Raw genomic sequence first — 24,471 nt, forward strand, 5'->3', positions numbered from 1 at the left:
CCAGTCAGTCTATTGATCCGGCCCCAACAAGCTAAAAGGTCTCCCCGGGGAGTAGCGGCGCTGATCAAGCGTGTACCGTCACCACCCACTTTGAATCTGAAACTACCCCGACGCGCCGCGAAGGACGGCGCGTCGGACCCGGTCGCCCTCAAAGTGGGTCAGGAAGGTACGCGCCGGCCAACTACCGACGCCGGAACCGCCGGAATGCGCTGCCGCTTTGCGTACACACGGGCACGTTGGCTGGACAGGGCCAGGAGCACCAGAATGTCAGTGGCCAAACCGGAGAGGCCAGCTTCGAGGGTGATGTTTGCGCTGCCCGTGAAGTAGTCGATTGCCTGGACCAGGATCGAGATGGAGCTCAAGCCCATGGCAATCACGCGGGCGCCATTGCTGCCTAGGAAGATGCGCCAGGCCAGGAAAACTTCACCCAGCCCGAACACCAGGACCACAGCTGCTATCAAGGCGATCGCCGCCGTCGTGCTTTGCGGGTCTGACGAGTCGTCGTCGAAGGTGAGCCCGGAAATTTCACCGCCGGAGGTGAACAACGTGATCGCCAGAACCAAAGCCGCCACCGCCCTGGCCACCACCAAAGCAGCCCCCATCAAGATGGGGGCGGGCCGCCTGTCCCTGCTATCGGTGCGGCTGGGCGGCTGATCCGAGGGAACCAGGACGCCGCGTGCGTCGACGATCGGCAAGTCGCCGTCAGTAGAGATTGAATCCCCGCCGCCGTTGCGTGAGTGGTACCCGGTGGAGAAGTCCTTGATGACTTGGACTGAGACAGCTGGTTCCGCAGCCGAAACGGTTGAAACGATGTGGTCCCGCTCCACGTCGGTGTTCTGCTCAATCTTGTGCGTGATCTGCAGGGTGAACAGGGAGAAGCCAACACTGCGGTCGTAGGTTCCGGCGGCAAGCCAATCCACTTTGTGTCCACCCGGTAGGAGCCAGCCTTCGGGGCAACGCCAGAAGCGGACGTGGTGGCGTTTGCCCGGGTTGTTGTCCACTTCCTGCTGGTAGGCGAAGTCTTGCTGTCGATCAAAGAGATACAGCGGACTGACGGGCGCCTCGGAGTAGCTACGCCGGAAAATAGTTGAGCTGATGATGCGCCGGCTGCTGTCGAAAGTGACGTCGTCGGCCTTGGTCCATCCAGCAGATTCCATGATGGCGTGGACTTGGGACTCGGCGCCCAGCAAGGCAACGTTGACCGGGTCACCCAAGAGCCCGTCGCTAGTCCTTGCCCGGCCAATGAAATAGCCCGGCACATAGATGGTGGTCAGGATCCGGTGGAGCCGTGGGAGCAGCAAATAGGCCAGGAACGCCCAGAACGCCACGTAGAACCACACCTGCCCCCACCCCAGCTGGAAGCTCTCGCCCACCAACAAAAATGCAAGCCATGCTGCGGCGACTCCGCCCAGGACGAAGAAGGCGTGGTCGAGCCGGGTGTCTGTCACTCCTTTGTTGGCCGCTTTGAACATGGATGCTCCCCCTCCGCTCCTTAAGCTTCGGCGTTGGGGCGGCTGTTGTACAGACACCAATACATACAGCGCCGGAACCCAAGCGGCCGCGACCGGCGCCTCCACCTTCGTCGCCGAACGCAGGGAGGCACTGAAGGCCGAGGTTTAGTGTCCTTCAGCACTGAGGCGAGTCCCGGTGTCGAGCGTTACCCCGTGGTATCAAGTGATCTGAACCTGAAGCTTGCTGTTCCCGATAAGCCACTGCAGCGCCTCACGAACGGCCTGTTCCGGCTCGTAGCGGGGGGCGTAGCCCAGGAGGGACCTGGCTTTTTCGATGGTGAGGCAGTGGTTGCGGGAGAGGTGGGCCCAGCTCGTGTCGGCGTGTTCGGGCGTGGTGGTTTCGCGAAAGTCCTCCCAGCTGACCATCTCCGAGTGTGGCTCCCGCCCGAACCACGATGCCGCGATTTCCAGGTATCCACGAACTGTCAGGGCGGACGGAGCAACAATGTTGAAGTCCTCGCCGGCGGCCGATTCCCGGCTCTGCATTGCTTTCTCGAAGGCCTGCGCGAGGTCGTCCGCGTGGACGTGGTGCATCAGTTCGGTGCCACCTCCCGGAATCTGAAGTGGCTGTCCGGCCGCGATCTTTTGCCACACGGAGGGATCGAAATTTCCGAGCGGACCCACGGGATGCCATCCGGGACCGACAATGTGTCCGGGGTGCAGTGACGTAGTGATGAGCCCTCCGGAGGCCGTCTCACCCTTCAGCATCCCGGCAATATCGCGCTTCTGGATGCCGTATTCATCCAGCGGCTCCGCGGTGGAGTCCGACCCCTCTGAGATGGGCAACTTCCGACTGGCACCATAACGCCAGATCGACCCGCAATGCAGCAGATGCCCCGTCTCGCCGCGCAGCCGCTTCACCAGCGCCGTGGCGGAGTCGAGCGTGAAGCACACCAGGTCAATTACGACGTCGGCTCCCAGTCCGGCGACCCGGTCACCGAAGGTGCCCTCCCGATCTTCGAGGTGGCGGTCCGCAGTAACCTGCCGGACCTGCTGCCACTCGGGCGCATCAACGTATGCCGCGCTGGTCCCGCGGCTGATATTGATGACGTCGTGTCCGCCCCGGACGAGCCGGGGGATGAGGAATGAGCCAATATGGCCGCTTCCGCCGATAACAACAATTTTCATGTGTCCCCCGATCTTCACCAGTCACGGTAATGACTGTTCGGCGCCGCCCCGTAGGGCCGGATAGGGCTTTCGCGGACCGTTGACTGTCTTCGGCCAGATGCTTACTCTATCGAAATGACTAACGTGAAGAAGAAGATTGCGTCCGTATTCGCGGCCACCTCTATCCTGGCTGGCGGTGGAATTGCTTTGGCCGCCCCGGCCGAGGCGGCCAGCACCTACGTCTATTGGTTTCATACGAAGGCGACGTGCGAGTCGAACCTGGATGCCGCCAGGCCGGGATTCGGTTCCTACGTGCGTCTGGTCGAAGGGTGTGTCCGGAACGGCAACGGCTACGCCTACACGGTGGTGTGGCGGTACTGACAGCCCCACACCCAGCCCGCACAATTCCAAGCCCGACGTCGGCACCCACCTGAGTGCCGACGTCGGGCTTTATCGTGGCCACCGCAGCGCCGCCAACGTCAACCCACCACATAATAACGAGACTTACTTGTTCCCGGGTTAGACAAACGGCGGGCTCCCCCGACTAGCATGAATAGTCCGGGTAAGCCCGGGTACGTGACCTCTTGAACGACCCCCTCGGACGGTCGGCGTTGACGCGGCGACCACGTAAAGGAGAAAACTGTGCGGGAGCCTGCAGTCAACGAGAGCGTGTCAGAAATCAGCGAAGCTCCGGAAGAAAATCCGGAGGAGACGCCACAGGAAACGCCCGATGAAACCGCAAGCGAACCGGCGGAAATCACCTTTGACGAACAGTTTTATCCAGCTCGGCCCAAGGCGCTGCGGCCGATCGCCCGGAGGCGGCAGTTCTTCGCCGCCCGGCCCTCCTTGGAATTCGACGGCCTGAACTCCACCTATGTGGACTGGCTCAGGAACCAGTCCATGTTGGGTGACGCCAACACCATGGCCCGGCAATTGTCCGGGCAGGCCAGTATGTGGCAGAACTCGTACGCCAGGCCGAATCCGCGCGCAGCCGTTGAGCGTTCACCCGTCTGGTTCACGGCCTACCCCCTGTCCTTCATCACCAAAGACGGACAGTCCTTCCTTTCCGCGTTGGGCGATCCCGCACTCTGGGACGCGTTCAGCGAGATCGGGATCCGGGGACTGCACACTGGACCGGTCAAGCTGGCCGGTGGTATCCGCGGCTGGTCCCAGACACCCAGCGTGGACGGCCACTTTGACCGGATCAGCATGGCGATCGACCCCGCATTCGGCACCGAAGAAGAGTTCCGCCAGATGTGCGAGGTGGCCAATGACCATGGCGGCACCGTCATTGACGACATCGTTCCCGGGCACACAGGCAAGGGAGCGGACTTCCGACTCGCCGAAATGAACTTCCGGGACTATCCCGGCATCTATCACATGGTGGACATCCCCGAAGAGGACTGGCACCTGCTGCCGGACGTTCCCGAGGGCGAGGATTCGGTGAACATCAGCCCGGCAGCTGAGGAGGCCCTGCAAAAGGCCGGCTACATCATCGGGCGGCTGCAGCGGGTCATCTTCTATGAACCCGGCGTCAAGGAAACCAACTGGAGCGCCACCAAGCCCATCATCGACACCACGGGCAAGACCCGCCGGTGGGTCTATTTGCACTACTTCAAGGCCGGCCAGCCTTCCATCAACTGGCTGGACCCAACGTTCGCCGGCATGCGCCTTGTGGTTGGCGATGCCCTGCACTCTTTGCTGGACCTGGGAACCGGGGCCCTCCGGCTTGATGCCAACGGGTTCCTGGGGGTCGAGAAGAGTGCTGAAGAAGAACCGGGCTGGTCGGAGGGCCATCCACTGTCCGAGGCCGCCAACCAGCTGATTGGTTCCATGATCCGCAAGGTGGGCGGGTTCTCCTTCCAGGAGCTCAACCTCACCATCGATGACATCAAGACGCAGTCCGAGTCCGGCCCGGATCTCTCCTACGACTTCATCACCCGGCCCGCTTATCACTACGCTTTGGTCATCGGGGATACCGAGTTCCTGCGCCTGACCTTGCGGCTTTCCATGGAGATCGGCGTGGACCAGGCATCGCTGGTACATGCCCTCCAGAACCACGATGAACTGACCTACGAGTTGCTCCATTTTGCCGCCGGGCACAGGGATGACGTCTTCGAACTTGCCGGTGAGGAGCTCACCGGCGCAGAGGTGGCGGAGAAGGTCCAGAACACCATGCGGGAACGGCTTACGGGTGAGAACGGGCCCTACAACGCAGTCTTCACCACCAACGGCATCGCCTGCACCACGGTCAGCTTCATCATGGCGGCCCTTGGCATCAAGGATCAGGACGCCATCACCGAGGAGCAGGAAGCGCAGGTCCTGGATGCCCACGTGCTGCTGTCCATGTACAACGCTTTGCAGCCTGGGGTTTTCGCGCTTTCCGGTTGGGACCTCACGGGCATCACAGCGCTTGACCGCGAGACGGTCCGCGAGCTCACCTCGCAGGGTGACACCCGCTGGATCAACCGTGGCGCACACGATCTCATGGGCACCAGCCCGGACGCGAAAACCTCCCTTGCCGGAATGCCCCGCGCCCGGAGCCTCTACGGTCCGCTGCCCGATCAGCTGAAGGATCCGAACTCTTACGCCCGGCGGCTGCAGCAGATCCTTACTGTGCGGGAGGAGTCGGGGATCGCCACCAGCACGCTGCTGGACGTGCCCGACGTTTCCCACCGAGGGCTGCTGGTGCTGGTCAACCAGCTCGCCGACGAAGCACTGCAGGTTACGGTCCTGAACTTCTCGGACCAGGACATCGCCGGCAGTATCCAGTCCTCTCACCTTGTTCCGGGCTCCACCGTCCATGATTTGTTCTCGGGCGAAGACGTCGGCCAGGTAGACGACCTCCACAGCTTCTTCCTCGAACTGCCTGCCTTCCAAGGCACGGCGCTTCTGCTGAAGGACCCGGTCATCGAGGACGACGTTACCGAATAGAGAGTTCGACGTCGGCACTTACGGTGGGTGCCGACGTCGAGGCTCCTGTTCCGTCCGCACCCTCATAACCCCTAACATTCCCGCGAGTTGGCATTTAATGCCGATGTTTTTCGGAAACATCGGCATTAAATGCCAACTCGCGGAGGGTTAGTCGCCGACGGCGTCGCGACCGCGGCGGAGGATGAGCGGATCGGCGTCGTAAACCACTGAGGTGTCCTTGTCCTCATAGTCGAACTGGTTGAGGAAGTAGCGCATGGCATTGATCCGGGCGCGCTTCTTGTCGTTGGACTTGATGGTGATCCACGGTGCGTGGTCGGAGTCCGTATGCAGGAACGTTCGTTCTTTCGCGTCCGTGTATTCGTCCCAGCGATCCAGCGACGCCAGGTCCATGGGCGAGAGCTTCCAACGGCGGACGGGGTCGATCTGGCGGATGGCGAAGCGCGTGCGCTGCTCCTGCCGGGTCACGGAGAACCAGAACTTGGTGACGTGGATGCCGGCGTCAACCAGCATCTTCTCGAAGACCGGCGCCTGGCCCATGAAGGTGTCGTATTCGTCGTCCGTGCAGAACCCCATGACGCGTTCCACATTGGCGCGGTTGTACCAGGAGCGGTCGAACATGACGATTTCACCCGCAGTGGGAAGGTGCTGAATGTAGCGCTGGAAATACCACTGGCCTTGCTCACGGTCAGAGGGCTTGGCGAGCGCTACCGTCCGGGCAGAGCGGGGATCCAGATGCTCGGTAAAACGCTTGATGGTGCCACCCTTGCCGGCGGCGTCGCGTCCCTCGAAGACAATGACGTGCTTCAGTCCGAGGTCCTGCCCCCAGTACTGGAACTTCAACAGCTCGATCTGCAGGCGGTACTTCTCGATCTCGTACTCGTCGCGGGTCATCCGCTGTTCGTACGGATAATCCTCGTTCCACGTTTCCACCGCTGATCCACCGGGATCGATGAGGTCCGGGTCTTCGCCCTGCCCTCCGCTGATGGTGTAGCCGAGCTCCACCAGGTGGTCGATGGTTTCACGCAGGTTGTCCCTGACCCACCAATCGTCCAAAGATGTGGCTTGCGCGGTGGGTGGGGTTGCCTCCGTCATACGATCCTCCTGGTCTGCCGGGTAGTGCGCGGCAGCCTAGCAGTGCTTGGTGACGGGAACGTGAACGGGCAATTCAGCGGTCAGCCGTGGTTGCGGCGGGCCTCTATCTGCGTGAAAAGCAGCCAGGTTAACCAGACACCCACAAGGATCGCAACGCCAGGAAGCAGGTCAACGGGAGCAAGTTCGCGTCCTGCGGGGAGAAGCGCAAAGTCCATCCACACAGCCGCGACCACCACAACGATGCTCAGTGCCTCTGGAACCAGGTCCAAAGTCCTGCGTCGGAGCAGCTTAGCCACCAACTCCCCAAGCATGATCACCACGATGGCTGCTCCCATTCCCAGCGGGTAGGCGCTGAAGCCGGGGACGAAGTCCTGGCTGGCGCTCCACACCATAAAGACAATCAAGCCCACCAAGAGCGCCGAGGACTTGATGAGCGCCCCACCAATGAGCAAGACCGGCATCCTCCGCTCCTTGTCGTGGCGCTTCCGTGGAATGTAGTCCCATGCGCCTCGAGTGAGCTTGGAGCTGATCCATCCGGCAACAAGCACCAGGGCCAGCGGGACCAGCACGGGCGTCACGTAGTTGTTGCTGACAGCCCAAAAGAAAGCCAAAAGCGCCGTGTAAACCTGAGGGGTGGCAATGATTCCCAACCACCAGCCTGTCAGGAATTCCTTGCGGGCTCCGGGGAGGTCAACAGGATGGACCAGGAACTGGGTTTCCGGGTCCGGTAGTTGGACCTTTTCTTCGATGGGATTCATGACGTCCTCCAAGGGACCTGCTCGATGTAGGGCGGGCGCAGACCCGCTCTGGCGATTTCGTATACCTTCTGGCGCGCCACACCGAGCTCAGCAGCTACGGTTACCGCGCTGTATTCGTCCAGCAGTTCGGCAACAGCTGCCGACCTGACTCCGGACGCCCTCGAGTTCAAATGCGCAGCGAAGATGCTCACCTCGGCTGAGAGGAGTGCAACGGCGAGGGGGCCGCCGAATGGATCTGCCCAGCCTGGCTGGCCCCCGGCGGCAGCCGCATAAAGGGCATCCCCACCATCGGCGAGGACAGCCTTGAGCTGTTCCGGAGTGATGCCGCGTTCAGCGAACCTTGCGGCTGCGGTTTCCCTGGTTCCGTCGTCCACGGGACGGTGGTTAAGGACCTGCTGCCACCGTGAATCCGAGGGGCTGGACGCGGGAATGTCACCCCGGGGTTGACTGCTCATGCCGTCCATAGTGCCCCGCCCATGGCTGCGGCGTCAACCCCCGGGTGACAAATCTAGTCTGCGGCAGGTTTTCCCAAGTCGATCCAGTACCGACGGAAAAGCCGCCCGTCTTCACCCGTACGCACATCTTCGAGCCGCCCATTGCAACGCTCGATAGTCCTGATTGACGCCGAATTGTCGTCATCACAGGTCAGCAGAACGCGAACGGGCAGAACCCCACCCAGCTCCCCCTGCGCAGCAGCCAAGCGGGCCAACAGTTCCCTCAGCGCCCAGGTTGCCGCCCCCCTCCTGCGATCCGAGGGTCGAATCCCGTAGCCAATGTGCCCGCCCGAGTTCAGGAGAGCCTGGGTCAAATGGTGCCGGAACGCAATCGCCCCCACGTAGCGTGGACCTTCCGTGATCCAGAGGTAGGTGCACGGAACAATGCCGTCCTTCTCCGTCGCGCTTTCAGCGTCCAGCAACTTGCCAACCCAATCAGCGAAGCCCTGGGGGCTGGTGACGTCTTCCGCCATGAAGACGGCGGCGCCATCCTGATGGACGCCGGCCCACTCACGGTGGGACTCGAGGAAGGACCTGTGGAAGGCGGCGTTCGGCGGTACAAGTTCAAACATGCCCTCGACTCTATACCGCACACGCCTTGACGGGGACCCGACAAAGCGACACGCAGAATAGTTATCGACAAACTTGTCATATCCATGACATGTGTCGTAGATTCATTCCGTCCAACAAGTTTATAAACACAAAGGAGTGATTCAAGTGCTTAAGCTCAAGCGACTGGCCAAGCGCCGTTCCAAGCTGAACTTCGTGTTCAACTAAACCAAGAATAAATAGTGGGGGCCACGCACCGCGTGGTCCCCACTCATCATTGGAGGCAAGAATTGGCAGCCGTAACGTACTCCCTCAAGCAGTCGCTACCGGTCATCACCACGGAAACGGCCGTGCAGATCGGATTGGCACCGCCTAACGCAATCGAAATCGAGGACGCTCCAGACGGGCTGGCTGAACTACTCAGCTTCGCTTCACAGCCACGGACACTCGACGATCTGGGAGGCAAGGCCGAACTCCTGCTGGGTGAAGGCTCCGGAGAGATCGTCGAGGAACTTATCGACGCCGAGATTCTGGTGCCGTACAGGTTCGACCTCTCCGGCCGGTACAGCCGTCATGACCTGTACTTTGAACTTGCGCACAGCACCGGGCCCGGGGCCAGCGATCTGCTGCGCAGCCGAAAGGTCACGCTGATCGGTGTGGGCGGGATCGGGACGAACGTAGCCATGCAGCTCGCAACAGCCGGCGTGGGTTCCATTGTCTTGGTCGACGGGGACACTGTAGAAGAAAGCAACCTGACCCGGCAGTACCTGTTCACGGCGCAAGATATTGGTACCCCCAAAATCCAAGCCGCTGCACGGAACCTTCACCTCAGGGCCCCCGACATCAACACGGTGGAAGTCGCCGCCATGATCTCCGGAGTGGAAGATCTCCTGCCTGTTTTTCAGGACTCAGACTTCGTTGTGGTCTCCGCCGACACGCCCCAGGAAGTGCTCGAGTGGTCTAACCAGGCATCCATCGCCACCGGCACACCTTTCACTTGCGCCGGGTATCAAGACACGCGTGGAGTGGTAGGCCCGGTAGTACGGCCAGGCGTCACCCCTTGCCTGCAATGTGCAGCGACAGATAACGACGGCAGGACCAAATCAAAGGCATCGCTCTCCACCACAAACCTCAATAGCTCGTACCAGGCTCCAAGCTTTGGACCCCTCAACTCCATCGTGGCATCCATTGCAGCCATGGAAGTGTTCCGCTACCTGCTGACCGGATCCACCAACCTTGACGGCAGGCGATTGGTGTTTGACTCCCTGGAGTTGGCGTCGGAGTTCGAGGATTTCGCCAGGAATGGCCACTGTGCTGCGTGCGCCTGACTGCAACAAGGGCACGGTGCTCGTTGCTTTGACGGGAGCCTACGTAGTCGGCTCGATGGCCGCAACGGTGGCCAACAGAAATTTCTGGCCCATCGCGTCAAACAATATGTTCAATGCCAAGTTCAGGGACCGCGTCTCAAGATTCGCAGTTGAATTCCACATGCCTGATGGAACAACGGTTGCCTGCGGCCCGGCGAACTGCCTTCCAACCCAGTTCTTCCGGGCCGGAGCAGTGTTCGCCAGCATCTTCATGGGTGAGGATGAGCAACCGAAGAACGTCCTCTGCCAGAGAATCATCCGGAGGCTTCGCAGCAACGCGTGGCGACCGTTTGACGAGGTTCGCGCCCCCGCCCACCTGCCCGAGCCTCCCTTGAGGATGGACATCCTGGTGGCAACTACCGTTCGGGGAATGCCTGAGGAAAAGGAAATTGTGTACAGCTATGTTCCGACAACTTCGCAGTAAACCAGCCCAACTCCGTCGGGTACGCAATGCGGCAGTGTGGGCTGTTGCCGCCCTGGCGCTGACGCTCCGCCCCGGCCCGGCTACAGCCCGGGACTATCGAGCTGCAGTTTCTCCACAGGAGTCAGCGGCCGATCGCAGGCCTGATGACGGGATCGCCTGGAAGAGCCGACGCACGGCAGCCGGACTGCTGATGGCCGCCGCGGCGGCCAGCGAGGTTTGTGGAGAACCCGGGGCAAAGCCCTCTTCTTGGATTCGGCGGGCCGCGCTGGGATTGTTTTTGGGAACACGGGCTTTGGATGCCCGCTCCCTACCGGGCCGCTGGCCGTATGACACATTCATTGAAGCGGTACTCGTCATCAGCCAGATGTCCAAGCCGGGCAGTGGCCAGTCCCCGAACCTGCCGCTTTCGGTCTCACGGGTTGCGCTATACCTGCCCTACACGCAGGCCGGTTTGTCCAAACTACTCCACGGCTATGACGCTTGGGTCAGGCGCGGCGATGCCAACCATATTTATCACTCGCACCTGTTGGCCTCGGATACTCACCCGTTTGCCCAAGAGCGATACAGAGTGCCGGTTCGTGCCCTGACCCGCACAATTCCCTTTCTTGAATTAGTCGCACTCCCCCTTGCGCTCATTCTTCCCGGCAAGTGGCGGATTGTAGTTCCCTGCTGCACCACCATCTTTCACATGGTCATTGCCCGCACGTGGAATATCAGCTTTTGGCAGGCTCCCGTAATGCAATGGCTTCTCACTTCAGTGGAAAAGCAGCCCGACCTTGTCACCATCCTCCAATCATCCCGAGGTAAATGACGTGTCATTAGCAAAGCCATGGCAGCGACGTTTGCACCTCACGGGAATGTGGGTGAATTCGCTGGGTGGCGGTGCCTACAACATCGCCCTGCCGCTCATAGTTCTGCAGACAAGCGGCAGCCTTGCCCAGATGTCCATCGTTGCCGTGGCATCACAACTTCCGAAGGCTTTCCCCGGAGTGCTCATCGGAGGACTCGCAGATCGGATGTCCCCCCGCGCCATGACCCACATCGGCTATTGGGGTCAAGCACTGGTTGTTGCTGCAATGGCGCTGCTGATAGGCCCTTGGCACACTCCCTTTTGGGTGCTCGTACTAGGCGCCTTCCTACGCGGCAGCCTCGACATGTTCGCCCGGACAGCCACGTTCGTGGCCATCCCGAAGATGTACGGTGACGGCACGGCGAAATTCAACGCCGCAGTTTCCACCGCGTGGACCTCAGCTTCCATCGTGGGGCCGGCAATTGGTGGAGCCTTGAGCGCCGTCTGGGGTCCGTGGTGGTTGCTGGCCGTTGACGCAGTGTCGTTTACGGTTATTGCCTTGATCATGAATTTCCTGCCGTGGCCGGAGCGCCCCAGCAGCCTGCCGGACCGGCCAGGTTTCTACAAGGAACTGTCTGCCGGGTACCGGAGACTTACCCAAATCCATGGTTGGTGGCGTTTTGCCGGGACAGTCGTCCTCGTCGGCTTCCTGTCAGCCCCATTGTCCACTCTGGCGATCTTCCAGACCTCCGTGGGCCTCAAGGGTTCCACCACCGAAGTAGGAATCGTGGGCGCAGCGGCCGCTGCGGGCCTCTTCTGCGGTTCGATTCTGTCAGGATTGTTCTCCGATTGGCGCCCAAACGTACTGATGCAACGCTCCTCATGGCTTATGGCAGCGGGGGCGTTGCTCTTCTTCATCCCGTCGTGGATTGCCGTGGCTAGTGCCCTTTTCGTCGTCTGTACGGGCGGCATTGCATGGACGGTGGGACGCACATCCCTCATCCATCAACAGATTCCCTCGTCTGACCTGGGCAAGACCATGACGGCAGTTCAGTTTCTTGAAACTGTATCCAGTCCCCTCAGCCTTGCAGTTGCCACGTTTCTTATGGGCGTCTCGTCATTCATGGCCTTTGGATCCATCCTCCTGGCAGCCCTGCTTTCGGGGGTGCTTGCGATCAATTCAGACTCCATGCTGAAGCCAAGTGAAGTGAAAGGCGAGGTCAAGCAAGCGGAATCTGTCCAGTAGTTTCACGCTGTCCCGGACGGGCAGCTGCGTTTGTCAGTTGCCCCGGCGCAACTTCCGGCTTTGGACAACTGCATGCGTTTTGCGCAGCGCATCAATGGAAGCCTCATATGACTGCTGGGCGACGCCCACGAACAGGCAGTCAACGAGCATCATCTGCGCTATCCGGCTACCCATGGCCCCAGGGCGGAATGGGGTCTCCCGCGCTGCTGTGGTCAATACAATGTCCGCTGCCAGCCCCAGGGGTGAGTCTGCATGGTTGGTGATGGCGATGGTGACGGCTCCGGCCGCTTTGCCCGCTTTCAGGTAATCGACAGTGTCGTCGGTCGCGCCTGAGTGCGAGATGGCAACGGCGACACATTCGGCGTCGAGCAGTACCGCTGAGGTGAGGGCGGCATGCACTTCTGGCCAGACGAAGGAGACCAGGCCAATCCTATGCAGCTTTTGCTGCAGGTCCTGACCCACCAAACCTCCCGCTCCCACGCCGAAGATGTCGATCTTCCGGGAGCTGGCCACCACGTCAATGGCTCGAGCCAGCTGTTCGACATCCAGCGCCTGGGCAGTATCGGCGATGGACATGCTTTCGTTGAATGCGATTTTGGAGACGATGTCTTGCAGCGAGTCGGCAGTGTTGATGTCCTCGTAGACCTCGGCCGGAACGCCATGGGCCACACTCTCACGGGCAGTTTCACGCGCAAGATCCAGGCGGAGATCCGAGTAGCCGCCGTAGCCAACCTTTTTGTAGAACCGGACCACCGAGGTGGTGGACGTTCCGCACTCCACAGCCAAATCGCCGATGGACATGGTGGCAGCCCGCGATGGGTCCGACAGGACCAACTCAGCCACGGCACGCTCCGATGGACGTAGCGCTGGCAGGACAGAGCGAATCCGCACCAAAACAGTGCGGGACAACTGTGCGTTTGCCGACGCTTCCAGCATGGTTTCCTTCCGAAGGGTCAAACCGGATCCGCGGTTCAGTCCAGGGCTCCACCCGAGCCTTGTCATTAAGTTACACAGACATCGTCGGAAAGGTAAGTCATTGACGCCCTACCGGCAAGCGAATACGGTCGGCGTAAGGAAAGTCACAAAACTTGTCATGCTCCTCGCTCTCCTTCGAAAGGCTTCTTCATGGCTCTCGACCGTAGAAAACTGCTCCATGCTTCGGGGCTGGCGGCCGCTGCCGCCGTCGTCGCGCCCTTTGCCCCCAGCGCAACCGCCAGCACGAGCCAGACCCGTCCGGGGAAGCCGGCATCTCCAGTCAGCGGCGCCGATGTAGCCGCCGCCAACGGCTGGAGCATCTTCGCCGGCCGCAAAGTGGGAGTTATTACCAACCCCACCGGCGTCCTGGCGAACTTCCGCTCAATTGTGGATGACATGGCGGCCAAAGGTGTCGAGGTCGGAGCGGTCTTCGGACCCGAGCACGGCTTCAGGGGGACCGCCCAGGATGGCGCCAGCGAAGGAACATCCGTGGACCCGCGGACCGGCATCACGGTCTACGACTCCTACGGGGCCACCGTTGCCGACTATGTGGGCTTCTTCGAAGCCTCCGGGGTGGACACCATCTGCTTCGACATTCAGGATGTCGGCGCACGCTTCTACACCTACATCTGGACCATGTGGGGAGCCATGCAGGCGGCATCCAGGACTGGTGCCACGTTTGTTGTCCTGGATCGCCCGAACCCCATCGGCGGCCAGGCACGCGGACCGGTTCTGCAGAAAGGGTTCGAATCCGGCGTCGGCCAACTGGGCATTGCGCTCCAGCATGGGATGACGGTGGGCGAGCTCGCCAAATACTTCAACGCAGTTCACCTTCCGGCCGCCGGCCTCAAGTCCATCCAGGACCTTCAGGTGGTGGAGGTCCAGGGATGGCGCCGCGACATGACGGGACCGGACAACCGGGCGGCGTGGATCCTGCCGAGCCCCAACATGCCAACACCCGAAACCGCCACCCTGTACCCCGGCACGGCCTTGTTCGAGGCCACCAACATGTCAGAAGGTCGCGGAACCACCCGGCCGTTCGAACTCATCGGCGCACCCTACGTGGACTATCGCTGGGCGGAGGCCCTGAACAGCAAGGGCCTTGCGGGTGTCACCTTCCGCGAGGCGTACTTCCAGCCGACACTTTCCAAGAACCAGGGCCTCATTTGTGGTGGCGTCCAAGTTCACATCACCGACGCCGCCCGCGTTGAAGCCCTGGAAGTGGGCACCCACATGCTGGTCGAAGCCAAGCGCCTGTATCCCGGTTTCGGTTGGCGTGGCGACGGCGGACGGTGGATGGGCCTGCTCAGCGGCTCGGCCCGCTTTGCTGAACAGCTCGACGCCGGTGCTGGCGCCAAGACGATCATGGACAGCTGGCGGTCCGAACTGGACCAATTCGTGCGCGACACCCGCGAGTACCTCCTCTACAACGGCAAGCGCTAGTCCTACAGACACACAAACCTCAACCGCAACAAGGACGATGGGATTGGGATTCACATGCAAAGACAACGAACTTCACTCATGACGGCGGCAGCCACCGCGCTATTAATGACGGGCGCAGGGGTGTTGACTGGCACGGGCACTGCACTTGCGGCCGTACCCACCGCGGAAAACACGACGACGGTCTCCGCCTCGCCTGACATCGAGGCGATGATCGCCGGCATGACTCTGGACGAAAAGATCGGCCAGATGACCTGGACGCACGTATACGGATCATCAGCGGACGACACCTCCATGGCAGCAAAGAATCAAGAGCGGTACGGCGTCAACACACCCGCGGAGGTGGTGGAAAAGTACAACCTCGGAGGCGTCCTCTACTTCGCATGGTCCGGAAACACCGCCAACCCCCAGCAGGTTGCCGGGCTCTCCAACGGCCTGCAGCAAACGGCAATGCGGGAGGACGGAAACGGCATCCCACTGGCGGTCACCATCGACCAGGAAGATGGTTTGGTTGCCCGCATCGGGCCACCCGCCACGGTTCTCCCGGGCAATATGGCCCTCGGCGCCACCGCTGACGCGAATCTTGCCAAGGCGCAAGGTGAAATCCTGGGCTCCGAAATGCGTGCCATGGGTATCAACGTAGACTTCGCCCCGGTCCTGGATCTCAACTCCAACCCGGACAACCCCGTCATTGGCATCCGTTCCATGGGTGAGGACCCTGCACTGGTCAGTGCGCTCGGGGTCGCCCAGATAGCGGGCATTCAGGCGCACAACGTAGGTGCGGCCGCCAAGCACTTCCCCGGCCACGGCGACACCTCAGTGGATTCCCACTACGGCCTGCCCACCGTTACCTACGATCGCGAGACCCTCAACCAGCATCTGAAGCCATTCGAAGCCGCAATCGATGGCGGCGTGGACATGGTCATGACGGCACACATCATTGTGGAGGCAATTGACCCGGAGATGCCCGGCACCCTGTCCCACAAGGTACTGACGGGCTTGCTTCGGGATGAAATGGGCTTCAAGGGGTTGGTGACAACTGATGCCCTGGATATGGCGGCAATGGCTGCCGAATGGCCTCAGGAAGAGATCGCAGTGAAGGCGATCCAGGCCGGCTCCGACATCCTCCTCAACTCCCCGGATGTGGATGCGTCGTTCGCTGGGGTTCGCGCCGCCGTCGGGTCCGGCGAGATCACCGAGGCCCGCCTGGACGAGTCAGTCCGAAGGATCCTTGAATGGAAGGTCAAGCGCGGGGTCTTCGAGCAACCCTTGGCCGACCCCGCCGCTGTGGACACGCTCGTGGGCAGCGCAGAGAACCTGGCCACGGCCAAGCTGATCTCCGAGCGTGCCGTCACGCTGCTCCGCAACGAAGGCCAGGTTTTGCCGCTCGCTTCGGGCAGCTCGGTCCTCATGGTGGGCGCCGGGTCAGCATGGCCGGAGCTCGTCGGTCCAATGCTTAAGGATCAGGGATTCGCGGTGACGGAAGACTACGAGGATGGGGCCTCACCGTCCGCGGCCTACCGCGCGCGTGCCGTAGCCGCCGCCGGCAACGTCGACGCCGTCGTCTTCGCTTCTTACAACGCGACCAGCAACGCTGCGCAGCAACAGATGGTAGCGGAACTCGCAGCCACGGGGACGCCGGTCATCGTTGTGGCCACGCGAAATCCCTACGACATCAGTGTCTTCCCCGGTGCCGACGCCGTGCTCAACAGTTACGGGGTCAAGGAGGTTAACTTCCACGGCGCCGTCCGCGCCATTTCGGGCGCCATCAACCCGAGCGGCAAAGTGCCGGTCAACATTCCCGAAGCCGACGGCGACGGCGTCCTGTTGCCGCTGGGCTTCGGCCTGAGCTACGAAACGGCGACGCCGGCGGCCGTCATCTTTACCGACCGACCCGGCCATGGGCAGGATGACTACACCATCCCCTCCGTCGCGGGTGTGTCGTACCTGGTTGACGGGAAGGTAGTCGCTGCCGGGAGCTACAGGAAACCTGCCGGCACGGTGACCGTCACAGCGGAACCCAAGCCGGGATACGTCTTCACCGCTGGCTCCGTCACCGAGTGGAGCCACGCGTTCACCACCGGGCTACCCAAGTCCTAGGAAGAGTTACACCACCGGAGAGTTCATCAGTGCGACCGTGATGAGCAGGGCAATCCCGAACATCGGAAGGCAAAGAATGATGTTGGTTAGGCGGTTGTCCCTCATCACGGCCACGAACTCCCGGAGGAAGGCACTGGGCACGAAGTATCTGGCCGTGGGAGCACCCACGACCTCGGCGTTGATCCTCTGGCGCCGGGACAGGAGCGCCGCACGCAGTACGTGGTAGTTGTTGGTGCACACAAGCAAGGGCCCATGAATGCCCCTATCTGCCAACAGGGCAACCGAGTACGCAAGGTTCTCGCGGGTGGTGGTGGCCTGGTTCTCCTCCAACACGTCCGTGGCAGCCGCGCCTTTGGCCACCAGGTACTCCTTCATCGCTGTGGACTCCGGCCGGGGTTCATCCGGGCCTTGGCCCCCGGAAGGTACCAGGACAGGCTTGGCCGGGGTGTCGCCGTCGTAAATTTCCAGGGCTTTGTTCAAGCGGGCGGCGAGCAACGGCGGGACCTTGCCGTTGATCAGGCCGGAGCCGAGGACGATGACGGCCGCCGGGTTCGGGCTGAAACGCATCCGCGAATACACCACCGCGTATCCCAGGAACACCACGAATGCGCAGCCGAGGTACGCGCAGAGGAAGAAGGCCAAAGCAGCAATTCCGGCCAACACCGGCTGCCCGCTCAGCACAAAAAGGAAGGCGACTACCGGGGCGAGGAACACTGCGAGTCCCACCACGATCGGCAGGAAGCTGGTGATGCCGGGGCCTTCCCTGCGGACCATCGTGATGCCGTTGGTTATCAGGAAACCGGCGAACACGAAAATGCTCACTACCGGGACTACCAAGACCACCAGGTTCAACCATTCGAACCACGGGTTCAGGTCTACGAGGAACTCCAGAAGGGCCTGCAGGAGGAACCATGCCGCCACCAGCAGGAACACACCGTTTCGGAGCCGACGCCGGTCGGACTGGAACGAGGCCAGGAAGAGCCCCGCAAAGAGAAGTCCAAGGACCAGGTTCAGCATGATCCAAGCCTATGCGCTGGGGCTGGTGCCCTCGCGCTGCGCCGGTCAGGCCGATTCGCGGATGACCAACTCGGTGGGGATGGTGACGGCCGCCGGGCGCTTGCCGCTGATGACGTCCAAAAGCAGGCGTACCATCTCCTCGCTGATTCGATCGAACGGCTGCCGGACCGTGGTGAGCGGCGGCGTCGCCTCCTGGGAGACCTTGATGTCGTCGAAGCCGACGACGGCGACGTCACCTGGCGTTGTCAGGCCTGCCTCCCGCAACACGTCCATGGCACCGAGCGCCATGAGGTCGTTCGCGGCGAAAACGGCGTCGATGTTCCTGCTTCGGTTGAGGAGTTCGCGCATTGCTTTGGCCCCGCTGTCGCGGCTGTAATCGCCGTGGGCAATGAGTTCCTCATCGATGTCCGCGCCCTGATCGTCCCGGTACGCTTCGAGTCGGCGCGTACCGCCCGAGGTGTCCGCAGGGCCGGCGATGTGGGCAATCCGCTGCCGTCCGCCGTCGCGCATGTACCGCAAAGCGTCACGTGCGCCCTCGTAGTCGTCGGCCGCAACGTAGCCCATCTTCTTTTCGAAGCCCAGGGGGACACCACACGCAATGGCAGGGACGCCCGCAGCAATGATGTCCGCGATGATGCCCTTCCGACTCCCATGGGAGGAGATAAGAAGGACACCGTCAACATGGCCCGCAGTGAGGAAGTCCGTGGCACGCCGTTGTTCATCATCGGTCCCGGCCATGATCAAGACCAATGGGATGTCGTGCACGGCCAGGGCATCCGCTGCCCCGCGCATGAGGACAGCAAAGTTGGGGTCCTCGAACAACCTTTCCTGTGTCTCCGTGAGCAGGAACGCCACAGAGTTGGCCCGGTTGGTGGCCAGGTTCCTTGCGTGCGGGTTGACGCGATAGCCGGTCTTCTTGATGGCCGCGTTAACAGCGGCCAGGGCGGACGGGCTAACCCAGTGGCCCCCATTGAGAACCCGCGAGACCGTACCTCGCGATACGCCGGCTTCCGCGGCAACATCGTCGATTTTGGGCCTTGGCCGGGGGGTGGGTTGAGTCATGACCAAAGCCTACCTAGGACTATGCCTTCACGGCGCCGGCAGCCAGATCGACCCGCCAATAGCGCTGCAGCAGGAGGAACATGATGACCAACGGAACGATGGAGAGCAGCGCGCCCGCGAGGACCAATGTGTAGAGGGCCGGCGCTGAGGCACCCTGGTTGAGCAGACCGTTGAGGCCCACGGTAATGGGGAACAACTGGTCGTCGCCGAGCATGATGTACGGGAGCATGAAGTTATTCCAGATGGCCACGAACTGGAAGAGGAAGATGGTCACCAGGCCCGGCAGCATCATGGGAGCGGCGATGCGGTTGAAGATGTACATCTCCTTGGCGCCCTCGGTGCGGGCAGCCTCAATAACGTCACCCGGAACGGACGCAGCAGCGTAAATGCGGGCCAGGTAGATGCCATAGGGGCTGATGATCTGGGGCAACAGGACTGACCAGTAGGTGTTGGTGAGGCCAGCCTGGGCGAGCATCAAGTACTGCGGGATGGCGAGAATAACGCCGGGAACCAGGACGCCCATCAGCAGGACCTTGAAGACACCGGACTTGCCCGGAAAATCAAACTTCGCCAGAACATAGCCGGAGAGGGCGGATACCCAGGTGGACACAATGGCTCCGACCCCCGCGTACAGGGCAGTGTTAAGCATCCAACGCCAGAACAGGCCATCGCGATATTCCGTGAGCTCCACGATGTTGTCCCAGAGATGCGTGCTGGGAGCCAAGGTAAAGGTGGAAAACAGCTCAGTGCCGTCCTTGCTCGCGGCAGCCACAACCCAGATCACCGGGAAGAGGCAATAGAGCGCACCGAGGATCAGGATTCCGGTGGAGAGGTAGCTGGGCTTCTCCTTGACGTACTCGGCTTTGCTTGCCCGGCCGGTCTTGGTTGCCTTGGGGTTTTCACGGCGGTTTTTCGGGGGCGTGGCGAGGGCAGTCACGGTCAGTTCTCCTGTCCGAAGGCCCGCTTCTGCACGATGCGCAGGAACAGGAACGAAATGATGAAGGTTGCCAGGGCAATCACAATGCTTGTGGCGGCCGCAGAGTAGACGTCGTTGCGTGTGAAAGCGTCGCGGTACACCAGCATGAGCGGCGACCAGCTGGTGGAAAGGCTGTTGGCCAAGGGGCGCAGGGTGGTGGGTTCGGCGAAGACCTGCAGGGTGGCGATCATCGAGAAGAGGGCGGTCATCACCAGCGACGGGGCGATGATGGGGATCTTGATCCTGATGGCTGTTTGAACCTCGGAGCAGCCATCCAGCTTGGCGGCCTCGTAGATTTCACTGGGAACGGCTTTCAGCGAGGTGTACATGACGATCATGTTGAAGCCCACCCCACCCCACAGCGCGATGTTGCAGATGGCGAACGTCACCAGGTTGGGATCCAGGAGCGAGGGCAGTTCCATGCCGAATTGCCGGGCCAGGAAGTGGAACGGGCTAACGCCGGGCAGGTACAGGAAACCCCACAGGAGCGAGCTGATCACTGCCGGCACCGCGTACGGCAGGAAGATGGCAGTGCGGGAGAAAGTACCGGCCCGGGTACGCCGGGAATCCAGCAGGAGTGCAAACAACAGGGCGAAGCCGAGCATCAGCGGGATGAGAATGAGTCCGTAGATCAGGACACGCAGGACGCTACCCAGGAATTCCGGGTCCGTCAGCGCGCTGGCGTAGTTATCCAAACCGGCGAACGCTGTGCTCTGTGAGCCTTTGCCGAGGCCCAGTCCGCTGATCTTCTTCTTCTGGAAGCTGAGCACCAACGTGTAGATGATGGGCGCTGCCATGAAGACGAGGAAAAGGATGATGCCGGGCGCCAGCATCGCATAGGGAATGAGCACCCGGGATTTGAAGTTCTTGGCCCGCCTCGGGGCATCGGCTGTTCTTCCGGCCGCTGGACCGGGCCTGGTTACGGTCATTGCCACGGGGTGCACTTCCTTGTGGTGGGTCGAAGGTAAGACTCTGGGTGGGAACGCTGCGGGAGGATGGGGCACCAGCCTCCCGCAGCTGAAGCACTTACTTGGATCGGCTACTTGACCGTGAAACCGGTCTTCTTCAGGTCATCTACGGTGACCTGCTGCATGTTGCTGACTGCGTCCAGGAAGGCACTCTTCTGCTTGGACTGCGCGGCCTTCGCGAACTGATCGTTGTAGGCGTTGTAAGCCACGTTGACGTTGGGGCCGTAGGTGAAGGAGCCCACGTTCTGCGCAGCCTCACCAACAACCTTGTAGAAATCGGGCTGGTTTGAGAAGAAGGCAGGAGCCTCAGTCAGGGACGATTCCGCACCTGCGGTGTCTGCGGGGTAGATGCCTGCTTCCTTGACCAGGGCCTTGACTGCTTCAGGGTCGGTGTTCAGCCACGTGGCGAACTTGGCTGCGGCGTCGAGGTTCTTGGACTGAGAGGTCACGGCAGTGGAAGATCCGCCCCAGTTGCCGGTGGAGGGCTTGGAAGCATCCCACTGCGGCATGGGTGCCACTTTCCACATGCCGGCTGTGGCTCCGGCGTTGCCCTCGAGAACGCCCGGGCCCCAAGCTGCGCTGAGCCAGCCAACCTGCTTACCGGTGTTCAGTGCAGTGTTCCACTCCGGGGTGTACATGGGCTTGTTGTCGATGACGCCCTCTTCTACGAGGCCGCCCCAGAATCCAGCCACCTTGTCCGTTGGCTCTTCTGCGATCTTCACATTCCAGGCGTCGCCATCAACGCCCCACCAGGAAGCTCCGGCCTGCTGGGCCATGCCTGTAAACCATCCGGCATCGTTGGAGGAGAACGTTCCGAGGTAGGCCTCGGGGTCAGCTGCGTGAACAGTCTTTGCTGCGGCCGCATACTCTTCCCAGGTTTTCGGAACAGTGATGCCCAGTTTCTCGAAGATGTCGGCACGGTAGTAGAAGACCATGGGGCCGGTGTCCTGGGGAACGGAGTACAGTGCGTCGCCGCCCAGCGTCACATCGTTCCAGACGCCATCGGGAAAGTGGCTCTTGGTTTCGTTGGCCACGGTGCCGGAGAGGTCCGCGAGCGCATCGGCGGCAACAAGTGTTGGGATCTTCTGGTACTCGGCTTGGATCAGGTCCGGGGCGCCGCTGCCGGCTTTGACTGCGGTGAGCAGCTTTGTCACGGCCGGGTCTCCACCGTCCTGCTTGTTGACGGTGACGTGGATGGTGGGATTTTTCTCGTTCCAGAGTTCCACCACCTTCTCCAGGTTGGGGGCCCAAGCCCAATAGGTCAGTTCCACTTTCTGGTTGGGATCACTGGTGGCCGCGCTTTGGCTGCCTGCCGTGGATCCTCCTGAACAACCTGCGGCGAGCATTGTGGCCGCGGCGAGCATGGCTACGGCGCCTGCACGAAATGACTTTCGCATTTCGTCCTCCTTGTCGAAAAGCTGAATGGTGCTGTCTGGGATTCATCGCTCATCCGAGCGGAAGTCGGTACGACTGTGAGCGGTTCCAGTTAGTCACAGCTACGTGATCCGTGTCAACACTCAATTTGATCTAGGCAGCGTAACTATTGCTGTGATAATACTGGGAGCGCACACAGTTCTAAGGAGATCATTCGATGACAGACGTCCTGCAGGCCCCCGCCACCCAACGCGCACCCGCGCCTTGGGTACAGCGACCGGCCGGCCTTTGCTATGGCGGGGACTACAACCCCGAGCAATGGCCCCGCGAGGTCTGGGTGGAAGACATCGCGCTGATGAAGGAGGCCGGGATCAACCTGGTCAGCATCGGCATCTTCTCCTGGGTGTTGCTCGAACCGCGCGAAGGTGAATACGACTTCGAATGGCTTGATGCCTTGATGGACCTGCTCGCCGATGCCGGCATCAGTGTGGACCTCGGAACCCCTACCGCGGCACCACCTGCCTGGTTCTGGAAGAAGTACCCCCAAGCGTGTCCCGTGACCCGCGAGGGCGTCACTCTGGGCAACGGATCGCGTGGCATGGTCAGCCCCAGCTCGCCGGAATACCGACGGGCCGCCACCAACATCACGGAGCAGCTCGCACGCCGCTACGGCACCCACCCCGCGCTGGTTCTTTGGCATGTCCACAATGAATACGGCGCTCCGGTCAGTGAGTCCTACGACCGGAATTCCGTGGTGGCGTTCCGCGACTGGCTTCGATCACGCTATGGCACCCTGGACGCCCTTAACCAGGCCTGGGGCACCCTCTTCTGGGGCCAGAAGTACGGCGAATGGGACGAGATCGACGCACCCAGGCTTTCGGCCAGCGTCAGCAACCAAGCCCAGCGGCTCGACTTCCGGCGGTTCACCTCGGACGCCATGCTGCAGTGTTTCATTGCCGAACGCGACGTCATCAAGAAGTACACGCCCCACCTTCCGGTGACCACTAATTTCATGGCCACAAACTGCCTTTCTGCTGACTACTGGGCATGGGCCAAGGAGGTGGACATCGTGGCCAACGACCACTATCTGCTTGCCCAGCGCACCGACAACCACGTTCTGCTCTCCATGGACGCCGACCTCACGCGGTCCTTGGCAGGCAACCGCCCTTGGATGCTGATGGAACACTCCACGGGCGCCGTGAACTGGCAGGGGCGGAACATCGCCAAGCGACCCGGCGAGCTGGCCCGCAACAGCCTGTCACACCTGGCACGCGGGGCCGATGCCATCATGTTCTTCCAGTTCCGGGCGTCCCGCTACGGCGCGGAAAAGTTTCACTCCGCAATGCTCCCCCACGCCGGCACCGGCACGCGCATCTGGCGGGAGGTCCTGGACTTGGGTGACGACCTCAGGAAGCTCGCCCCGGTGAAGGGCTCAACCGTGCAGTCGCGGGTGGCCATCCTCTGGGATGTGGAGTCGTTCTGGGCGCAGGATCTGGAATGGCGGCCCAGCAGCGACCTTGACCACCGCGAACGGATCGAGTCCTTCTACTCCGTCCTCTGGAACCACGGCATCAGCGTGGACTTCGCCCACCCCGAGGCCGACCTCTCCGGGTACGACCTGGTTCTCGCCCCGGCCCTCTATCTGGTGGGCGACAAGGCAGCGGCGAACATCAGCCGCTATGTCCACGCCGGCGGGCATCTGATGGTGTCCTATTTCTCCGGCATCGTGGACGTCAACGACACCGTTCCCGCAGGTGCCTCCCCGGGCGGCCTCCGCGACGTTCTCGGCTTGGAGATCCACGAATTCCTGCCCTTGCGCGAGGACGAGATCATCACACTGGGCAACGGCGCCACCGGCACAGTGTGGTCCGAGGAAATCCATCCCGTCACTGCCAGCGTGTTGAGCCGCTACACGTCCGGTCCCGCGGCCTCCGGCCCGGCCATCACCCGGAACGAGTTCGGCAACGGCACCGCTTGGTACGTTTCCACAAAGCTCGACGGCGGCCACCTCGCCGACGTTGTACTGGACGCAGTGGGGGCTGCAGGAATTGAGCTTGGAGTTCAACCGGTCGCCGGGCTGGAGGTAGCTTCGCGCGGCTCCGAGGAAGGCACGTTCACCTTCCTCATCAACCACACGGACGCCGACGCCGAATACCCCGCTACCGGGCTCAACCTGCTCTCCGGTGAGAAGGTCAACGGAACCGCGCACGTCCCCGCCGGTACCATCTGCGTCGTCCACACCCCGGCGGACCAGCACTGACCCACTGAACCAGGCTGCCGTTGAAAC

At 61.8% G+C, this 24,471-nt stretch carries 21 protein-coding genes; 9 read left to right on the top strand and 12 right to left on the bottom strand.

Annotated features, from left to right (window positions below; genetic code table 11):
• Positions 1 to 158: 158 nt before the first annotated feature.
• Together KCX59_RS21510 and KCX59_RS21515 are read right to left on the bottom strand one after the other, a co-directional pair.
• Entirely contained in the window at positions 159 to 1,472 is a 1,314-nt protein-coding gene (locus KCX59_RS21510; protein WP_179017963.1) for an LssY C-terminal domain-containing protein, read from the bottom strand.
• A gap of 198 nt (positions 1,473 to 1,670) precedes the next feature.
• Positions 1,671 to 2,639: an NAD-dependent epimerase/dehydratase family protein gene (locus KCX59_RS21515; protein ID WP_179017964.1), complete on the bottom strand. Its 969-nt coding sequence runs from the start codon at positions 2,637 to 2,639 to the stop codon at positions 1,671 to 1,673.
• Between the two features lie 114 nt (positions 2,640 to 2,753).
• Here KCX59_RS21515 and KCX59_RS21520 point away from each other — a divergent pair, with 114 nt between their 5' ends.
• Positions 2,754 to 2,999 carry a hypothetical protein gene (locus tag KCX59_RS21520; protein ID WP_139025115.1) on the top strand — a complete coding sequence of 82 codons (246 nt, stop codon included), beginning with the start codon at positions 2,754 to 2,756 and terminating at the stop codon, positions 2,997 to 2,999.
• Between the two features lie 261 nt (positions 3,000 to 3,260).
• Entirely contained in the window at positions 3,261 to 5,552 is a 2,292-nt protein-coding gene (gene treS, locus KCX59_RS21525) for a maltose alpha-D-glucosyltransferase (RefSeq protein WP_179017965.1), read from the top strand.
• Positions 5,553 to 5,699: 147 nt separating this feature from the next.
• On the opposite strand, the gene ppk2 is transcribed toward treS, so the two are convergent.
• The 4 genes from ppk2 to KCX59_RS21545 form a co-directional block, all read right to left on the bottom strand.
• Entirely contained in the window at positions 5,700 to 6,644 is a 945-nt protein-coding gene (ppk2, locus tag KCX59_RS21530; protein ID WP_091464038.1) for a polyphosphate kinase 2, read from the bottom strand.
• Between the two features lie 80 nt (positions 6,645 to 6,724).
• Positions 6,725 to 7,402, bottom strand: coding sequence for a hypothetical protein (locus tag KCX59_RS21535; protein ID WP_179017966.1), 678 nt, complete (start codon positions 7,400 to 7,402; stop codon positions 6,725 to 6,727).
• A complete protein-coding gene (locus KCX59_RS21540; RefSeq protein ID WP_179017967.1) occupies positions 7,399 to 7,857 on the bottom strand; it encodes a hypothetical protein in 459 nt (152 codons plus the stop codon). Before KCX59_RS21540 ends, KCX59_RS21535 begins: the two co-directional genes overlap by 4 nt.
• A 53-nt stretch (positions 7,858 to 7,910) precedes the next feature.
• Complete coding sequence (locus KCX59_RS21545) at positions 7,911 to 8,468, bottom strand: GNAT family N-acetyltransferase (RefSeq protein WP_179017968.1); 558 nt, start codon at positions 8,466 to 8,468, stop codon at positions 7,911 to 7,913.
• Positions 8,469 to 8,735: 267 nt separating this feature from the next.
• Between KCX59_RS21545 and KCX59_RS21550 the strand changes: the two genes are divergently transcribed.
• The 4 genes from KCX59_RS21550 to KCX59_RS21565 are packed head-to-tail and all read left to right on the top strand — an operon-like array spanning position 8,736 to position 12,272.
• Entirely contained in the window at positions 8,736 to 9,773 is a 1,038-nt protein-coding gene (locus tag KCX59_RS21550) for a TOMM precursor leader peptide-binding protein (RefSeq protein WP_178994536.1), read from the top strand.
• Positions 9,748 to 10,236 carry a hypothetical protein gene (locus KCX59_RS21555; protein ID WP_178994538.1) on the top strand — a complete coding sequence of 163 codons (489 nt, stop codon included), beginning with the start codon at positions 9,748 to 9,750 and terminating at the stop codon, positions 10,234 to 10,236. The genes KCX59_RS21550 and KCX59_RS21555 overlap by 26 nt, the downstream gene beginning before the upstream one ends.
• Positions 10,214 to 11,047 (top strand): hypothetical protein, encoded by an 834-nt coding sequence (locus KCX59_RS21560; protein ID WP_218649406.1) that lies wholly within the window; start codon positions 10,214 to 10,216, stop codon positions 11,045 to 11,047. The genes KCX59_RS21555 and KCX59_RS21560 overlap by 23 nt, the downstream gene beginning before the upstream one ends.
• A 1-nt stretch (position 11,048) precedes the next feature.
• Positions 11,049 to 12,272 carry an MFS transporter gene (locus tag KCX59_RS21565; RefSeq protein WP_370628903.1) on the top strand — a complete coding sequence of 408 codons (1,224 nt, stop codon included), beginning with the start codon at positions 11,049 to 11,051 and terminating at the stop codon, positions 12,270 to 12,272.
• Positions 12,273 to 12,305: 33 nt separating this feature from the next.
• Here KCX59_RS21565 and KCX59_RS21570 read toward each other — a convergent pair whose 3' ends face one another.
• Positions 12,306 to 13,208, bottom strand: a complete 903-nt coding sequence (locus KCX59_RS21570) for a MurR/RpiR family transcriptional regulator (protein WP_179017969.1) — start codon at positions 13,206 to 13,208, stop codon at positions 12,306 to 12,308.
• A 189-nt stretch (positions 13,209 to 13,397) separates the two neighbouring features.
• Between KCX59_RS21570 and KCX59_RS21575 the strand changes: the two genes are divergently transcribed.
• A complete protein-coding gene (locus KCX59_RS21575) occupies positions 13,398 to 14,690 on the top strand; it encodes an exo-beta-N-acetylmuramidase NamZ family protein (protein ID WP_179017970.1) in 1,293 nt (430 codons plus the stop codon).
• Between the two features lie 78 nt (positions 14,691 to 14,768).
• Positions 14,769 to 16,787: a glycoside hydrolase family 3 protein gene (locus KCX59_RS21580; RefSeq protein ID WP_256871496.1), complete on the top strand. Its 2,019-nt coding sequence runs from the start codon at positions 14,769 to 14,771 to the stop codon at positions 16,785 to 16,787.
• Between the two features lie 6 nt (positions 16,788 to 16,793).
• Here the strand turns inward: KCX59_RS21580 and KCX59_RS21585 are convergent, their stop codons facing one another.
• From KCX59_RS21585 to KCX59_RS21605, 5 genes are all read right to left on the bottom strand, one after another.
• Positions 16,794 to 17,804 carry a YdcF family protein gene (locus KCX59_RS21585; protein WP_179017972.1) on the bottom strand — a complete coding sequence of 337 codons (1,011 nt, stop codon included), beginning with the start codon at positions 17,802 to 17,804 and terminating at the stop codon, positions 16,794 to 16,796.
• Positions 17,805 to 17,849: 45 nt separating this feature from the next.
• Positions 17,850 to 18,866 (bottom strand): LacI family DNA-binding transcriptional regulator, encoded by a 1,017-nt coding sequence (locus tag KCX59_RS21590; protein ID WP_179017973.1) that lies wholly within the window; start codon positions 18,864 to 18,866, stop codon positions 17,850 to 17,852.
• Between the two features lie 19 nt (positions 18,867 to 18,885).
• Positions 18,886 to 19,803: a carbohydrate ABC transporter permease gene (locus KCX59_RS21595; protein ID WP_179017974.1), complete on the bottom strand. Its 918-nt coding sequence runs from the start codon at positions 19,801 to 19,803 to the stop codon at positions 18,886 to 18,888.
• A gap of 2 nt (positions 19,804 to 19,805) precedes the next feature.
• Positions 19,806 to 20,771: a carbohydrate ABC transporter permease gene (locus KCX59_RS21600; protein ID WP_179018101.1), complete on the bottom strand. Its 966-nt coding sequence runs from the start codon at positions 20,769 to 20,771 to the stop codon at positions 19,806 to 19,808.
• 110 nt (positions 20,772 to 20,881) lie between these two features.
• Positions 20,882 to 22,207 (bottom strand): ABC transporter substrate-binding protein, encoded by a 1,326-nt coding sequence (locus tag KCX59_RS21605; RefSeq protein WP_179017975.1) that lies wholly within the window; start codon positions 22,205 to 22,207, stop codon positions 20,882 to 20,884.
• A gap of 194 nt (positions 22,208 to 22,401) precedes the next feature.
• Between KCX59_RS21605 and KCX59_RS21610 the strand changes: the two genes are divergently transcribed.
• A complete protein-coding gene (locus tag KCX59_RS21610; RefSeq protein ID WP_179017976.1) occupies positions 22,402 to 24,444 on the top strand; it encodes a beta-galactosidase in 2,043 nt (680 codons plus the stop codon).
• Positions 24,445 to 24,471 lie beyond the last annotated feature (27 nt).

The organism is Paenarthrobacter nitroguajacolicus, assembly GCF_051027655.1.
GTDB classification, from domain to species: Bacteria; Actinomycetota; Actinomycetes; order Actinomycetales; family Micrococcaceae; genus Arthrobacter; species Arthrobacter nitroguajacolicus.